Origin of the sequence: Mesorhizobium sp. M0119, assembly GCF_040322615.1 — a bacterium.
Classification (GTDB): Bacteria; Pseudomonadota; Alphaproteobacteria; order Rhizobiales; family Rhizobiaceae; genus Mesorhizobium.
In genome coordinates this window covers 21820-37720 of sequence record NZ_JAMYTU010000010.1, presented here as the reverse complement: position 1 = coordinate 37720, position 15901 = coordinate 21820, and the positions used below count along the sequence as shown (strand labels likewise).

Sequence of the window (15901 nt, the reverse complement as noted above, 5' to 3'; positions counted from 1 at the left end):
CAAATCAGGCGGCAAATCTCCCCAGTGCATAGCCCTCAGGCAAGATGGGGTGCTCGTCACGCTCACGCTACTTTAGCATTCTGCCCATCAGTCCGACCGAAAGTGAGGCTGCTTATGTGCTCGATGGGCTATTCGATCAGGACACGGTCCTCGACATCCAGGAACACTTTACCGATAGGGGTGGCGCGAGTGATCACATCTTCGGTCTGTTCGCCCTCATAGGCAAACGCTTCGCGCCGCGACTGCGCAACCTCAAGGACCGGAAGTTCCACACGTTCGAGAAAGGCGATGCATACCCGGCGCTGTCGAACCACATCGGGGCGCCGATCAACACCACCCTGATCCTCGAGCACTGGGATGATCTCCTCCATCTGGCGGCGTCGATCACCACGCGATCCGTAGTGCCGGCCACGATCCTGAAGAAACTATCCGCATCTCCGAAGGAAAGCCAACTCGCACGAGCGCTACGGGACTCGGCCGGGTCGAGCGATCGCTGTTCATGATCGAATGGTACTCAAGTTCGGCGGCGTTGCCAGGCCGGCCTCAACAAGGGTGAGGCTGCGCATAAGCTGAAGCGCGCCGTTTTCTTCCACGAGCGTGGTGAAATCCGTGACCGGTCCTTCGAAAGCCAGGCGTTCCGCGCCTCCGGCCTCAACCTCGTCGTCAGTGCGATCGTAGGAATGCGGTCTATATCGAACGGGCCCTTACCTACTTACGCAAAACGCATCGCGAGATTCCGGATCATCTGCTCAAGCACGTATCGCGGCTGAGTTGGGAGCACATCAACCTGACCGGCATCTACACCTGGGATGCAGAACATCAGATGCCTGAAGGATTCCGTTCGCTCAGACTTCCGGCTCGGTTACGCCACGCCGCATGACGTTCATGCTCCGTTCGACGTTAGCGTGTCGCTGGGAACGGTTCTTGTTCCGACCCCCTACTCGCTGGGTTACACAAGCAGCCAACTGTTCCGACGGGTCCTATTTCCCCAGGTGGCCCTCACGGCAATTCCCGAGCTGACCACCTCGATGATGGTCATCATGAAGGCGCTTTCACTCGGATTCGCCATCGAGGTCGTCGATATCTTCGCGCAGTCCCAACTGATCGCCGCGCTGAACTTCTACTACCTCGAAGCCTTTGTGATTGCCGTCGTGATCTACATGGTGATCGCCTATGTCGTCATACAGATCGCCGACAGGCTGGAGCAATCCCTCCGGGTGTGGACGTGAGGCATGCATGTGGGACAGGATCGCCAAGCTTCGGGATTACTCTCGTCACGGTAGGGGCCGCCGACCGTCGCGCGCGCTGGGCGCGCTATTTCTCATCGCCGTTGGCCTCTATGTCGGATACCATGGCTGGACAGGACTATCCGCCGCGGGGGCCTGATGCGCTCATGCTTCAACTCAAGACCGCAATCCGAGATAGCGAGCCAATCATGAAATCCGAGACAGCAGCCACCGAAAGCGTTGAGCCGGCGCCTAAGACGGTTCCATCGGGTTGGCGAGTGTTGATGACGCGCGAACGCTGGACCGAAGTCGCGCGCATCATTTTTACCGGCTTGATGGCGTTGCTGTATTGGCAGCAGCTCATTCCAATACAAGCCTTGTGGGTGGCGGTTGCCATCGGCTTGTATCCGCTTGTCAAAACCGGCGCCGTTGATCTCGTAAAAGAGCGCAAGATCGGTACCGAAATATTCGTCACCATTGCCACGGTGGTGGCGCTGAGCGGAGGCGAGACCGTCGCCGGCGCGGTCCTCATGGTGATCATTTTGATCGCGGAGTTCATCGCCGATCTGAATATGGAACGAGCGCGAGCCTCGATCAAAGACCTGATCGGCTCAGTGCCGCAGGTGGCGCTTGTGCGGGACGCAGGTGGCGAACGCATGGTCCCGATCGAGAATTTGCGCGCGGGCGACGTTGTCTTGGTGCGGGCCGGCGAGAAGATCCCGGTCGACGGCACCGTCGTCGGTGGAGCGGCTTCGGTCAACGAAGCATCGATCACAGGAGAGAGCATTCCCAAGGACAAGAGCGATGGCGCCGATGTCTTTGCCGGAACCATCGTCGAATCCGGCGCCCTCGACATCGAGACCGAGAAGGTTGGTGCCGACACCACCTTTGCCCGCATCATCAGTCTGGTCGAGAATGCCGAAGCGGAAAAGGCACCCGTCCAGAAACTGGCGGATAAGGTCGCGTCATGGCTGATCCCGGTCGTGCTGATCTTCCTCGTTGCGGTTTATCTTTATACCCGCGACGTTCGGATGATCGTCACTCTGCTGATTTTCACATCACCTGCCGAACTCGGATTGGCGACTCCTCTGGTGATTATCGCAGCCATTGCGCGAGCCGCACGCAGTGGAATTCTGGTCAAGGGGGGCGTCTATCTGGAGTCTTTGGCCAAGGTCGACGTCCTGGTGTTCGACAAGACAGGCACCCTGACGGCGAACAAGCCCGAGGTTGTCGGCGTGGAGATGCAGGACGGCACGCTTTCGGAAGCTGATCTGATCAGCCTTGCCGCCGCCGCCGATCGGCGCTCCGCTCACCCCTTGGCGAAAGCGGTCGTCAACTATGCCGCCCGGATGAAAATCGATGTCCCGGAACCGGAGCAGTACGAGCAGTTGCAGGCGCGCGGTGTGAAGGCGACGGTCTCCGGACGCACCGTGCTGGTCGGGAATGCATTGTTGTTGCGCGAGGCCGGCGTGCCGCTTTCCGATGCGATCGAAAAGGGCGGACAGACGCCGGTTCACGTCGCGGTCGATGGGAAATTCGCTGGCGTGATTTTTATTGCCGACACATTGCGACCAGGTGCGCGCGAAGCGCTGGCAAAGCTCCGTGCAACCGGGGTCAAGCGCATGGTGATGGTGACGGGTGACAATGAGGCCACAGCGCGGACCATCGCCAACGAGCTCGGCATGGATGAAGTGCGTGCCAATCTGATGCCGCAGGACAAGGTCGCCGCCATCGCCGAATTGCAAAAGCAGGGCCATCGCGTGGCGATGGTCGGCGACGGGATCAACGACGCGCCGGCGCTGGCACGCGCCGATGTCGGCATTGCGATGGGGGGCGGCGGCACGCAGGCAGCGCTGGAAGCCGCCGATATCGCATTGATGAAGGATGACCTGGCAAGAATTGTCAGCGCCCGCGCGATTGCGCGACGCGCTTACCGGACAATTCAGGAGAATATCTTCGTCGGCGTTGGTGTTGTGCATGTTTTGGGCATTACCGCAGCGCTGATGGGCTGGATCGGTCCTATCCAGGCAGCGATTTTGCACTTGGGGCCAGATGTCCTGGTGTTCCTGAATTCGGCAAAACTGCTGCGCGTTCGAATCCAAGATGTTTAAGCGCATCTCTTTGAAGCCTAAGGCTTCGAACCGAACTAGCCAAAGCGGTCATTCGATTCGTCCGATCGGATGACTGCTACTGGCGCATGTGGTCGGTTGGCGCGTTCATAGATCAGATTGCCTGATGAGGCTCGGGAAGGTCCGGCCGGGGGTGGAAAACCGCCGTTCAGCGCCCTATGCGAGCACGAAATTCGGCAGTCGAATTGGTGCGTGGAAACGGTTCGGAAGGCAACTGTACATCGAGAAAGGCACAAAGCGGCTCCCATCCTTCGGAGACTTGATACGTGAGAAGGCGTTCAGGCGGCAGCGTTGATTTCACGGAAGCGTTATGTGCTTCATAGACAGCGATTGCGTGATCACGGTTATCAAATCGACCGCCAAAGACAGCGTTTCCAACCACCGCCACACCAAAGGACTGTGGATCATTGGTAGCAGCATCCATCGTGAGCCCTATTGTTTGCGCCATGCTGTCATACCAGGCTTCCGGGTCACGAACTGTCAGGATAACCTTTGCATGAGGGTAGTGGTCACTCACTTGGCGCCAAAAATGCGCCGTTGGCCAATCGACCGCGGAAAGATAGCCGGCATATGCCGCATCCCAGGTCGGGAGTTGTCCCTGGCCGGCGGCGCGCCACAGCGCCTTCTGCTCGGGATTGGCGTGGACATCTGCCATGTGATGACACGGCCCGAACCCAAGATGCTCCAACGCGAGCTTCAGCGAATATGTGCCAGTGCGACCCATGCCTGCACCAATGACATCTAGAGCCATGAGCACCCCAAGGAGATTTCAATCGGTCAAAATACCGCTGTTTTCTTTAATTCGCTATATCTTTGAAGGTCAGCTCCGAATCGCGTCAAGCCGTAGCGCGCGAAGGTCAGTATTGGAGAAGCGCCGGGAATGGTGGCTCCTGGCGCCGCTGTGGCGAAGACGCGTGGATCGACACCACTATCCGCTGACGCAGCGCTTGCTCCGGTCGATGACGTGGATGCCCATCAAAGGATGGGAGACAACCGACAGCGAGTTTCCGCCGGGAACGTGATCGCGGTCCACCAAAGCCATCTTGAACGGCAAGGCCGTGCAGACCTGCTCCATCAGGCTGCTCGACGTATACCGCGCGACATTCGAGCAGCGTGGACACAAGCTGGCAAGGCACGGGTTAGGCGCCGCGCTGTTGCAAGACACCGTTCTGCGCACGCGTTACGCCGCGACGACCTCGGGATTCGCGGCCTTCTTGTTCATGCCATATCGGACGAAGCGAAAGCCTTCTACGAGCACTACGGCTTTGCGGCTTCCCCGAAAAATCCGATGACCCTTGCGCTCTCGCTAAGGCGCGTTGAAAGAGCGGGGCCGAAACGTCTTGTTGTGCACAAGTTGGTAATCGCCTCGTAATCAACCAGCCGGAAAAAGCTTCCAGCGCCGCGGCCTAAAAGCCACTCGAGTTTTCTGCGCCGCCGGATGGTCGACGGGCAATTCGATCTCGACCCGCTGGCGTTCGCCGCCGATTTCGAGCTCGACCCGCCTGGTGCCGGCGACGCGGCGGCTGGCGGCGACCGTGCCGGCGATGCAGCCGTTGCATTCGTCCACCAGTTCGACATCGTGCGGGCGAAAGAACAATGTCGCTTCGCCTTGCGGTGCGTGCGGCGCGGAGAGCCCGATCGGGCGGTCGGCGATCCAGACCTGGCCGTCCTCGACCTTGACCGGGATCGAGCTCGATTCGCCGATAAAGCCATAAACGAAGGGCGAGTTCGGGGTATCGTAGATCTCGTCGGCGGTGCCGACCTGCTCGATGCGGCCCTGGCTTATCACCACGACGCGGTCGGCAAGCTCCAGCGCCTCTTCCTGGTCATGGGTGACAAAGACCGTGGTATGGCCGGTGGCGTCGTGGATGTCGCGCAGCCAGCGGCGCAGTTCGCGGCGCACCTGGGCATCGAGCGCGCCGAACGGCTCGTCGAGCAAAAGCACGGCCGGTTCGATCGCCATGGCGCGGGCCAGCGCCACGCGCTGGCGCTGGCCGCCCGAAAGCTGCGCCGGATAGCGTTTTTCCAGACCGGAAAGCTGGACGAGGTTGAGAAGTTCCAAGGCGCGGCGGCGGATTTCCTTCGCCGACGGGCGTGACGGCCCGTGCCGGACCTTGAGTCCGAAGCCGATATTGTCGGCGACCGTCATATGGCGAAACAGCGCGTAGTGCTGGAAGACGAAGCCGACATTGCGCTCCTGAATCGACTTTTGAGAGGCATCCTCTTCGCCGAAGAAGATCTTTCCGCGGGTCGGCCGCTCCAAGCCGGCAATCAGCCTGAGCAGCGTCGTCTTGCCGGAACCGGAAGGTCCCAGCAGGGCGATCAGTTCTCCCGACTTGATGTCGAGCGAAACGTCGCGGAGGGCCGGAAACCGCTCAAACTCCTTGCGCACGTTGGCAACGCGAACTTCCATGCAAATCCCTTTTGTAGTTGATGCATGCCGTTATCCCAAAACCGGTTCCCACTTTTGGGCGACATCAAATCTTTGTTTTATGCATGTCGTTGTCCAAAAACCGCTACACACTTTTGGGCGACATGCATTTGTCAGTGTCCGCGCGTCGCGGCGATCTCGGCGCCGTAGCGCATCTCGAGAAGTGTTTTCAAGACCAGCGTGACGAGCGCCAGGCCGGCAAGCAGCGAAGCGACGGCAAAGGCGGCGGCGGCATTGTACTCGTTATAAAGGATTTCAACATGCAGCGGCATGGTGTTGGTTAGCCCGCGTATGTGGCCCGACACGACCGAGATGGCGCGATGACGATCAGAAGCGGCGCGATCTCGGATTTGAACGGCAGGTTGCCGGCGATGAAGATGACGGAACCGTACTCGCCGACGCCGCGCGCGAAGGCCAGCGCGAAACCGGTGACGATGGCCGGCGCCAGTCCGGGAAGCAGGACGCGGCTGATGATCTGGAAGCGATTGGCGCCGAGCGTTGCGGCCACTTCCTCCACCTCCTTGTCGATCTCCTCCATGATCGGCTGCACGGTACGAACGACGAAAGGCAGGCCGATAAAGATCAACGCGATGACGATGCCAAGCGGCGTATACGCGACCTTGATGCCGAGCGGCATCAGCAGGCTTCCGATCCAGCCGTTCGGTGCGTAAAGCGTGGTCAGTGCGATGCCGGCCACCGCTGTCGGCAGCGCGAAGGGCAGGTCGACCATGGCATCGGCGATGCGGCGGCCTGGAAAGCTGTAGCGCACCAGCACCCACGCGACGATCGTGCCGAAGACGACGTTGACAGCGGCGGCAATGAAGGCGGTGCCGAAGCTGATTTCAAGCGCGTTGATGGTGCGGCGATCGGTGACGATCGCCCAGAAGTCGGTCCAGCCGAGCGCCGCCGAGCGCCAGATCAGCCCGGACAGCGGAATGAGGAGGGTGAGGAAGGCAAGCGAGAAGCCGAGCGTCAATCCGAAACCCGGAATGACGCTCGGCTGTCTGAACCGCCACCCCGCCTTGGCGGGCGTGCTGTGGTCATGTCGTCCTGATCTAAATGCTATTGGGCCGGCTTATAGATCTGGTCAAATATACCACCGTCGCCGAAATGGTAAGGCTGCGCCTTCATCCATCCGCCGAAAATTGGATCGTCGATGCTGATCCGCTTGATTTCCGGCAGTTTGGCGAGATCCTCCGCAGGCACCAGGTCGGGCTTCGCCGGACGGTAGTGGTTCTTGGCGATGATCGTCTGGCCTTCCTTGGAATAGAGATAGCCCAGATAGGCTTCGGCAACTTTCCGTGTGCCCTTGGCATCGACATTGGCGTCGACAACGGCGACCGGCGGCTCGGCCAGGATCGAGGTCGGCGGGATGACGATTTCGAACTGATCGGCGCCGAACTCGTCCAGCGCCAGATAGGCCTCGTTTTCCCAGGCGATCAGCACGTCGCCCAGGCCCTTTTGCGCGAAGGTCACGGTCGAGCCACGCGCGCCGGTGTCAAGCACCGGAACATGGGAATAGAGGTTGCCGACGAATTCCTTGGTCTTGGCTTCATCGCCGCCATCGTTGGTGTTGGCCCAGGCCCAGGCCGCGAGGTAGGCCCACCGGCCACCACCGGAGGTCTTGGGATTGGACGTGATCACCTGGACGCTGTCCTTTGTGAGATCGCCAAAATCGTGAATGCCCTTGGGGTTGCCTTTGCGGACGAGGAGGACAATGGTCGAGGTATAAGGCGCCGAATTGTTCTCGAACTTCGTCCGCCAGTCGGGATTGATCTTCTTCGTTTTCGAGACGATCGCGTCGATGTCGCCTTGCAGCCCCAGCGTCACCACGTCGGCGTCGAGGCCGTCGATTACCGCGCGAGCCTGAGCGCCCGATCCCCCATGCGACTGCTGGACGGCGACGGTCTCGCCGGTCTCGGACTTCCAGTGGGCGGTGAAAGCCTCATCGAATTGCTTGTAGAGCTCACGCGTCGGGTCATAGGACACGTTGAGAATGGTGGTATCGGCAAACGCGAAACCGAGCGTGCCGAACTGGACAGATGTGGCGACCAGTGCGCCGAGCAGTTTCATGAAATGAGGTTTGGTCATTTCCGCCTCCGTTGAACTCGCGTCAAATCTACCGAATTGATAGAATTTAGATCAATGTTGCCTTTTTTGGCCTAGTGAAGCAATTTCTCGCCTATTTCACCCTAAATGAGGAATGTTTTTCCTCACATAACGTGACTCGGGATCCTGGGCTCCCGGACGCGATAACTAGAAACCGCCAGCCCTTCGGCAATACGCAAGTGGCGATCAGGCGCGTGTAGGGCGTCAGGAAGAGCAGGAGCGACGCCGCAAGCGCAAGCGGAATTGCCAGAAAGGCGATTGCTGGGACCATGCCGATCTGGCCGCTTGCCAGAGGGCGAAAGCGGGTCCGCTCAACGTGGCCGTCGAACCTGCGATCGGCAATGTCATTGATCGTGGACCCGGCGCTTCTCATCAGAAACGCGCCAAGGGTGAATAGCGCCAATTGCTGAACGGCGGGGATACCATGTGCCGCTTGGATCAATGCGGCCCAACAGGGAACAACGTCAGCCATATGCCCACTGGCCGATCCAGCCGCGCGAGCCGCGTGTAGGGCCGCCATGCACGCGGCAGCCGGCGATCCACCCAGTCACCTCTATGAATATCACTCAGGTCCGGTCGGCTCGAAGTCGCCATGAAGTAATCTTAATCCCGCGCAGAGAAAGGCATTTTCCTGTTCGGTTGAAGTGCCAAATTCGCAGCGTTGCGTATGCGCGCAATGGCAGCCTCGGGGTGGCAAGCGGAAGTCCAGCGTGAACGCGCGGAATAGTTGCTTTGCGGACCTGAGCCGGCATTAGGTTGCGCAAGCTGTAGCGGCTGATCTTGGCACGACCGAGACCAACGGCGGCGCTCACGCGCAGGACCGGCTCTTGAAGCCAGTGCCCAGCGGGCTCTACGCCAATAATGGGCGCTTTCCAGAATGACCGGAACCGCACGGCAATCGCTGAGCAAACCCTTCTAACCTTGGCCAGCGGAGCAATCACCTTTACGATTCGACCAGGATCACCAAGGACTCTGGCACCACTCCATCGAAGGCCATCGCATCCGCGGCTTCCTTGCTCTGCATAGCTTTCATCATGGCGTCCATGTCCGGAACGTCCATAAGAACGGCCACCCGGGTCGGATTTTGTGGATCTACAAATGTTCGTATGTTGGTCACGCCGAGCGGACCAAAAAGCTCTTTGCGCTTCGGCGAGTCGAGCCAGTGCTTCGCTCCTTTTGTGATGTTTATGGTGGCCAATGACTGTCGGCATTGCATCCTACCTATCGTGACGGCGAAGTCCGGCATCGCCAAGAGTGCCAAGATCCATCCCCGTCGAACCACGGAGCGCCGTTTTGGTTGGACTGTCAATTATTTCGTTAAGGACGCGGAAGAACGATTCGGAGAGGGCGTTTCTTCCGGACGGTTCGACCTCAATGAACCAGGATCGCGGTCACGCGGCTGTGGCTATTGACATGTGACATGCGCAAACAGCCGGACAACAACTGCAAGGGCCCGCGTGGCAGATATGGGGATCCAGCGCGGGGGTCGGAAAGGGCAGTTGCGGGAGTAGGGCTGCCATTCATGACCCGGCGGGCCAAGGTCGTCTTCGGGTCGACTCCGGCCGTAGAGCGAAGGTCCGCTGTTGAGAGCGGCGGTGAGGGTCCGGTAATGGCGCTACTTACTCGTTCAGGTGGCCGCTACAGTTGATTGCTAGAGTTAGTCTAGCGTGTCCAAGCGCCATGAAGCGAGCTTACAGCCAAAAGGAAAGTCGGCGGCCCATTTTTCAATGAGCGTTGCCCGAACCCGCCGACCTGCGGATTGCCATTGGCCCCGCGATTCGCAGCTTTGCCGGAACGGAGGCGTGCCGTCTAGCAATGTAAGCGTGTACCATTTCAGCTGCGGAAGTTTTCAAGATCTCTGCCTTAAATCTTTCGGCCATCGCTCGCGCAATCTGTGCTGCCTATAAAGTCGCGCAGCACGAGGTGATCTAGGTTGCAGGGTTGGCGCGGCAAGCGTTCCTCGGCCAGGAATCAGGCGCCAGCGCTGAACAACGCAGCCGGGACGAGTTTCCGGATTCGTTACCGCCATCGGCGATTTGCTCACGGGCTTCGCAAGTCCACGGTGCACTCGTGAGACTCCTAATTGCGCTCCGCCGCGCCGAATGATTACGGAGTACTAGCCTGCCCAATCCCAGCGCGCCCAGAGTTCTGGCTCGCGTGTGAACCATTAGGCCGGCGGGACGTTGCTCTGCGGATCCAACAGCTGACGGCACGACCGTGGAGGAATCCAAGCATCATTCTACGCCTCAGAAACAAGACACGCCCGGTGCCTTGGCGAACTTTCCTTATGACCGAATGACCGTCGAGCGATTTCGGGGGCGTTTCCGCGAGCGAGGTGGAACGACGAGCGCAGGAGCTGGTTTGTGCCGGGAAAGACGGCGCCGCTACCTCTTTGGCGACCTCTATTCGACCCGCGGGAGCATCATCAACCCCAAGAGGTGATGTCACATAAACGGAGATGGGCTGTCGTTGTGACTTTTGGGAATGATTTCAGGCGATCACGCCGGCAGCAGCTTTCCATTGCGCCATGGCATTCAAGCGGTGAAGATGGATTTGAAAGGCGGAGCGTTTTGAACGGGGCGGGACGAAGAGATTGCGGACTGCAGAGAACGTCGAGACGAAACGCTGGAGGCTCCCCGGTGATCGAAAATCTTGTATCATCCGCTCTCGTTTTCGCAGTGGCACATGCGAATTCTCCGCTCTGTTGTTCAAGCCCTTGTGCGACCGGTGCTCGATGTCCGTCATGACTAGACGCCGCGCTGCTCCATAGGAGCCGAGCTTGTCGGTGATCATGCGCTTCGGCACCTGGCCCTGCTTCTTCAACAGCCGTGTCAGCACGCGCTTGGCGGCCTTAGTGTTGCGCCGGGTCTAGCCGATCTCGTCGAGCACATAGCCGTCCTGGTTGACGGCCCGCCATAACCAATGCTTCTTGCCGGCGATCATGATGGCGACTTCGTCGAGGTGCCAGATATCATTTCGACTGGGCTGCTTGCGGCGCAGGCGCCGGGCGTAGTCCAGCCCGAACTTCTTTCCCCACCGACGGATCGTCTCGTAGGAAACGACAATGCCGCGCTCCAGCAGCATTTCTTCGACACGACGCAGGCTCAGCGGAAATCGATAATCCAGCCACACCGCGTGGGCGATGATCTCGGGTGGGAACCGATGCCGTTTGTAGCTGATCTGCGAAGTGTTCGTCCCCAGCATCTATCGCAGCGATCCCTGACACGCGGTTACCGTGACAACGCCCCTGGGAGCGCCTGGACCAAATCGGGTGCCCAGTTCTAATAGGTGGCGGGTGGTACGACGGGATCGCTCTACCGTCATCTCAGGAATGCATGGTGGGAAGACTCCCGAGGGCGACCTTGCGCATGTTCGAAGGTGGCCATCTATTTCTCTGGCAGGATAGCTCCGCGTTCGCCGAGATCGTCCGGTTTCAAACGAGGAAGCCGGCTAAAGGGCGAACACGAATTTGCGCCGTGCGAGGCTGCGTGAGGCCATGGACGTCCGCGCCTTACTGAGGCAAGACCGGTCGCGTCTATGTTTAGGCGGCGAGCCACATTGCCTATGCCTCGCTCGATAGCATATTGCGGGCGGCATAGAGTTCGCCAATGAAGTCGGTGATCAAGGTCGAATTGATGCCGTCCGGCGGGCGCAGGAGTAGCGCGCGGAAATTGACGGCCGGCTCGAATGGCCTGGCCAAAATACCGCCGATCATGCCGTCCGCAATGACGGAGGGATTGACCAAGCCGATTCCCATGCCCTTCGCTGCAAGGATAGCGATGGTCAGGCCGTAGGGCGTTTCGATCAGGATGCGCGGCCGTACCCCATGCGCGGCCAGGATCTTGTCCATCGCGAGCCGAGCCGTATCTTCCGGCGACAATGCCAGGAAGGCCTCGTCGGCGAGATCGGCCGGCGTGATTATCTGCTTCCGCGCCAGCCGGTGGTTCTTCGGCATTACACAGACGGCGCGCGGCGTGGTGAAGATGCTGTGCAGCACGCCGCTGGTATCGACCTCGTCGGCCGCGAGCCCGATATCGAAACTGCCAGAGGCGACCAGGTCGCGCACGATATTGGAGGTGCGGACCTGATAGCTGATTCGCACCTGCGGATGCCGGTGCGAGAACGCTACGATGGCGCGCGGCACCAGCCCATGCCCGAGTGCCGACAGGGAGGCGACGCGGATGGTACCGGTGCCGACCTCCTTGATCTGGGCCGCCCGCAGCTTGAGCCGGTCGAGCCCGACCAGGTTGGCTTTCACCTCGGCATGGAACAACTCCCCTTCGCGTGTCGGCACCAGCCTGCCACGAATGCGGTCGAAAAGCCTGAAGCCGAGTTCGGCCTCTAGCTTGGCTAGCGAACGGCTGATGGCCGGCTGCGAGGTATCCAGCAGCGCGGCCGCCGCGCCGGCGCCGCGCGTGATCATGATCGCGTTGAAGACATCGATGTCGCGCAGGTTCATAGTCAGCCCATATCAAAAGCGAATTAACTTTATCGCTGCGGTCATAGATGGCAATGGATGAGCCCGCTAAGTTTCGCCCATGAACCGACGCGACGACACTTCACATGTCCATCCTCCCAAGCGCTCCGAGGAACCGTTTCAGGCGGTGGCGATGCCGGTCGAGCGAGCCTCGACCGTGGTCTTTGACGATCTGGAATCGTTCGAGCGTCGCGTCGAGCGTCTGTACGACGGGTTCAGCTACGGACTTTACGGCACACCGACCAGCCGGCAGCTCGAGGATCATATCGCCGTGCTGGAAGGCGGATTGCGGGCCCTCGTCGTCCCGTCGGGCATGGCGGCCATGACGCTGGCGACCATGGCTGTCTGCCGTGGCGGCGAAAGGGTTCTGATCCCGGAGACGCTCTATGGCCCGGCGCGCGACATGGCAGAGCGTTTTCTTGGCCCCCTCGGGATCGAGGCGGTTTCCTACAATGCAAGGCTGGACGCAAGCATCGCGGCCATGATCGACGGCAGAACGCGGCTGGTTTGGGTAGAATCGCCTGGCTCGGCCACCTTCGAAGTCCAGGATGTGCCCGCCATCACAGCCGCGGCCCACAAGGCCGGCGTGCTCGTCGCGGCCGACAACACCTGGGCCTCGCATCTGCTGTTCAAGCCGCTCGCTCATGGCGTCGACATCTCCATGCAGGCGCTTTCCAAGCACGCCGGCGGCCATGGCGATCTCCTGATGGGTTCAGTCTCAGTGCGCGACGAGGCGCTGTTCCGACGCCTGAAGGACACGGCGCGCTTCCTCGGCTACGGGGTCTCGCCGGAGGATTGCGCGCTGTGCGAGCGTGGCCTGATGACCATGCCGGTGCGCGTGCGTCATGCCGACGCCACCGCGCGCAAGATCCTCGCCTGGCTATCGGAACGCCCGGAAGTCGCGCAGATCTTGCATCCCGCGGAGCCTGGCCATCCCGGCCACGCGGTCTGGAAGCGTGACTTCGCCGGATCGGCGGGCGTGTTCTCCTTCGTGCTGCGGCCGGAACTGGCGCCACTGCAATCCGATGTCCTGCGCAGCCTGCGGCTGTTCAGGCTCGGCGCAAGCTGGGGCGGCGTGCATTCGCTGATTGCCGTCAGCGATCCGCGCAAAGGGCGCGCCAGCCTCGATTGGCTGAAGCCCGGCCCGGTCTGGCGCCTGTCGATCGGCCTTGAGGCGCTCGAAGATCTTCTGGCCGACCTTTCCCAGGCCTTCGAACTCTTTGATGAAGCCCGGCGCAACGGAACCGCAGCAGCCGACGCCAAGGCCGCCGAATGATTAGAACCTCAACGAGAAGGGGAATGACTATGAAACATCAAGTTCTGAAATGGCTCACGGGTCTGGCGATAGGATTGGCCAGCCTGACTTCGGGCGCCGTGGACGCCAGCGCGCAGGCGGTTATCAACAAGATCAAGGAACGCGGCTATGTCAGCTGCGGCGCCAGCCAGGGCGTGCCTGGTCTCTCCCGGCCCGACGAGAAGGGGTATTATCGCGGCTTCGATTCCGATATCTGCCGCACTTTCGCGGTCGCCATCCTCGGCGACAAGGAGAAGATCCGTTACGTGCCGCTTAACGCAGGCCAACGTTTTCCTGCGCTGCAGACCGGAGAGATCGACGTTCTGTCGCGCACATCCACCATCACCTACAGTCGCGATACGGTTGTCCGCTTCGTCTGGATCAATCTCTACGACACGGACGGCATGCTCGTGCGCAAGGCCGACAATATTACCGAGCCCAAACTGCTGGACGGAAAGACCGTCTGCCTGCAAGGCGGTGGTAGCCTGACCGAGAAAGCGATCGAGGAAACCGAGGAAGAGTTCGGGATCGCGATGGAGAAAGTCTATTACGACTCGACCATTCAGGCGCGCGACGCCTTCTTTGGCGGCCGCTGCGATTCCTACGTCACCGACGGCACCGCGGCAGCAGGACAGCGTGCCGCGGTGGCCAAGAACCCGGACGACTACGACATCATCAAGGTCGGCAAAGCCGCCGAACCCAATGGCGTCGCGGTCGCCCGCGGCGACGATCAACTCTTCGACGTCGTGCGTTGGACATTGAATGCCCTGTTCTGGGCCGAGGCCAACGGCATCACCTCGCAAAACGTCGATGAAAAGCTTGCCTCGGGCAGTCCGGAAGTCAAAGGCGTGCTGGGTGAGGAGCCCGGTTTCGGCAAGCCGCTCGGATTGGACGACAAGTGGGCCTACAACGTCATCAAACAAATGGGCAACTACGCCGAGATCTGGGATCGCAATCTCGGCAAGGACAGCCCGCTGAAGGTCGAGCGCGGCCTGAACGCGTTGTGGAAGGACGGCGGCCTCAACTATCCTTTCCCTTGGGATTGAGCTGCACATGAAGGGGACGCGCCCGCCGTTCCCTTTCCCTGCCAACGCCGCGAACCGTCGAGGTCGAAATGCTGAGCGATGCCAAGACCAGATCGATCATCATCCAGTGTGCCCTGGTGGCCGTGGCTGCCGCCTTCGCTGCCCTGCTCGTCAGCACGACTTTCGCCAATCTCAGGGCACGCGGCATCCCGATCGGCTTCGATTTCCTGACGATGCCGTCAAGGATCGTCATCTCCGAAGCAATCCTCACTTACAAGTCGCGGGACCCCTATTACTGGGCGATCGCGACCGGGCTCGCCAATACGGTCTTCATCTCCGCGGTCGTCATCGTCTTTTCATCCGCGCTCGGCCTCGTCGTCGGCATCACCCGGCTGAGCAGCAATCCCCTGGCGGCGGGCACCTGCCGCGTATGGGTGGAGGTTGCACGCAATTCACCGCCGATCGTGCTTCTGATCTTTCTCTACTCGCTGTGGTGGAAGGTGCTGCCGCCGGTCGGCGAAGCGCTCAATCCCCTGCCCGGTGTTTACGCCTCCATGCGCGGCTTTGTGGTGCCGGCCGTCAGCATGGACGTCGCCACCCAGGGATTGCTCGTCATTGCTCTCGCCCTGGCACTGGCGGCCGCCGGCTGGGCGGCGGCGCGACGAGGATGGTTGCCGCCGCTGGCCGCGCCGGCGATCCTCACGGTGGGCGTTGCCGGACTATGGCTTGCCGACGCGAAGTTCTCCGTCGACTGGCCGACCTTCACCGGGTCGAATTTCAAGGGTGGCCGGGAACTGACGCCCGAACTCAGTACCATCCTCATCGGGCTGACCATCTACACCACCGGCTTCGTCGCCGAGATCGTGCGCGGCGGCGTGCTTTCGGTCGGCCGCGGTCAGTGGGACGCAGGTCATTCGCTCGGCCTGCCGCGCGGCAAAATATTGCGCCTGATCATCATCCCGCAGATGCTGCGGGTGATCGTCCCGCCGCTCAACAGCCAATACATCAACGTCGTCAAGAATTCGACGCTGGCGATCGCGGTCGGCTATCCGGACTTCCTTGCGGTGATGAACACCATCATCAGCAAGTCCAGCCATTCGATCGAGGGCGTCTTCATCATCCTCGGCGTCTATCTCGCCCTCAACCTGAGCCTGTCAAGCGCGGCCAATTGGTACAACCGTCGCATCGCCATCGTGGAGCGCTGAACTAT

Annotated in this window: 11 protein-coding genes and 6 pseudogenes; 7 read left to right on the top strand and 10 right to left on the bottom strand. The window is 60.6% G+C overall.

Features of this window, described 5'->3' with window-relative positions; all coding sequences use genetic code 11:
• Positions 1 to 44 precede the first annotated feature (44 nt).
• From NKJ40_RS12210 to NKJ40_RS12195, 4 genes and pseudogenes are all read left to right on the top strand, one after another.
• Positions 45 to 770 (top strand): annotated as a pseudogene (locus tag NKJ40_RS12210) (Tn3 family transposase).
• On the top strand, positions 692 to 880 hold the full coding sequence (locus NKJ40_RS12205) for a Tn3 family transposase (RefSeq protein WP_352452069.1): 189 nt from the start codon (positions 692 to 694) through the stop codon (positions 878 to 880). Before NKJ40_RS12210 ends, NKJ40_RS12205 begins: the two are co-directional and overlap by 79 nt.
• Positions 881 to 938: 58 nt before the next feature.
• Positions 939 to 1229 (top strand): annotated as a pseudogene (locus NKJ40_RS12200) (ABC transporter permease subunit); the annotation flags it as partial.
• A 281-nt stretch (positions 1230 to 1510) separates the two neighbouring features.
• Positions 1511 to 3337, top strand: a complete 1827-nt coding sequence (locus NKJ40_RS12195; RefSeq protein WP_352466295.1) for a heavy metal translocating P-type ATPase — start codon at positions 1511 to 1513, stop codon at positions 3335 to 3337.
• A gap of 166 nt (positions 3338 to 3503) precedes the next feature.
• On the opposite strand, the gene NKJ40_RS12190 is transcribed toward NKJ40_RS12195, so the two are convergent.
• From NKJ40_RS12190 to NKJ40_RS12140, 10 genes and pseudogenes are all read right to left on the bottom strand, one after another.
• Positions 3504 to 4106 (bottom strand): sulfotransferase family protein, encoded by a 603-nt coding sequence (locus tag NKJ40_RS12190; RefSeq protein ID WP_352466294.1) that lies wholly within the window; start codon positions 4104 to 4106, stop codon positions 3504 to 3506.
• A 177-nt stretch (positions 4107 to 4283) separates the two neighbouring features.
• Positions 4284 to 4430 (bottom strand): hypothetical protein, encoded by a 147-nt coding sequence (locus NKJ40_RS12185; protein WP_352453916.1) that lies wholly within the window; start codon positions 4428 to 4430, stop codon positions 4284 to 4286.
• 297 nt (positions 4431 to 4727) lie between these two features.
• Positions 4728 to 5768 carry a sulfate/molybdate ABC transporter ATP-binding protein gene (locus tag NKJ40_RS12175; RefSeq protein ID WP_352466293.1) on the bottom strand — a complete coding sequence of 347 codons (1041 nt, stop codon included), beginning with the start codon at positions 5766 to 5768 and terminating at the stop codon, positions 4728 to 4730.
• Positions 5769 to 5899: 131 nt separating this feature from the next.
• The gene (locus NKJ40_RS12170) at positions 5900 to 6058 is read right to left on the bottom strand and encodes a hypothetical protein (protein ID WP_352466292.1); all 159 of its coding nucleotides are present in this window, start codon (positions 6056 to 6058) and stop codon (positions 5900 to 5902) included.
• A gap of 47 nt (positions 6059 to 6105) precedes the next feature.
• Positions 6106 to 6852, bottom strand: a pseudogene (cysT, locus tag NKJ40_RS12165) (sulfate ABC transporter permease subunit CysT); the annotation flags it as partial.
• On the bottom strand, positions 6849 to 7877 hold the full coding sequence (locus NKJ40_RS12160; RefSeq protein ID WP_352453290.1) for a sulfate ABC transporter substrate-binding protein: 1029 nt from the start codon (positions 7875 to 7877) through the stop codon (positions 6849 to 6851). The gene NKJ40_RS12160 and the pseudogene cysT, both read right to left, overlap by 4 nt.
• A 184-nt stretch (positions 7878 to 8061) precedes the next feature.
• Positions 8062 to 8489, bottom strand: a pseudogene (locus NKJ40_RS12155) (UbiA family prenyltransferase); the annotation flags it as partial.
• A gap of 349 nt (positions 8490 to 8838) precedes the next feature.
• A pseudogene (locus NKJ40_RS12150) lies at positions 8839 to 9106 on the bottom strand (hypothetical protein).
• A gap of 1279 nt (positions 9107 to 10385) precedes the next feature.
• Positions 10386 to 11099: pseudogene (locus NKJ40_RS12145) on the bottom strand (IS6 family transposase).
• A gap of 358 nt (positions 11100 to 11457) precedes the next feature.
• The gene (locus NKJ40_RS12140; protein ID WP_352453291.1) at positions 11458 to 12354 is read right to left on the bottom strand and encodes a LysR family transcriptional regulator; all 897 of its coding nucleotides are present in this window, start codon (positions 12352 to 12354) and stop codon (positions 11458 to 11460) included.
• 79 nt (positions 12355 to 12433) lie between these two features.
• Here NKJ40_RS12140 and NKJ40_RS12135 point away from each other — a divergent pair, with 79 nt between their 5' ends.
• The 3 genes from NKJ40_RS12135 to NKJ40_RS12125 all read left to right on the top strand — a co-directional run bounded on the left by NKJ40_RS12135 (position 12434) and on the right by NKJ40_RS12125 (position 15896).
• Positions 12434 to 13648, top strand: a complete 1215-nt coding sequence (locus tag NKJ40_RS12135; RefSeq protein WP_352453292.1) for a trans-sulfuration enzyme family protein — start codon at positions 12434 to 12436, stop codon at positions 13646 to 13648.
• A gap of 29 nt (positions 13649 to 13677) precedes the next feature.
• Positions 13678 to 14712 carry a transporter substrate-binding domain-containing protein gene (locus tag NKJ40_RS12130; RefSeq protein ID WP_352466291.1) on the top strand — a complete coding sequence of 345 codons (1035 nt, stop codon included), beginning with the start codon at positions 13678 to 13680 and terminating at the stop codon, positions 14710 to 14712.
• Positions 14713 to 14780: 68 nt separating this feature from the next.
• Positions 14781 to 15896 (top strand): ABC transporter permease subunit, encoded by a 1116-nt coding sequence (locus NKJ40_RS12125; RefSeq protein ID WP_352466290.1) that lies wholly within the window; start codon positions 14781 to 14783, stop codon positions 15894 to 15896.
• Positions 15897 to 15901 lie beyond the last annotated feature (5 nt).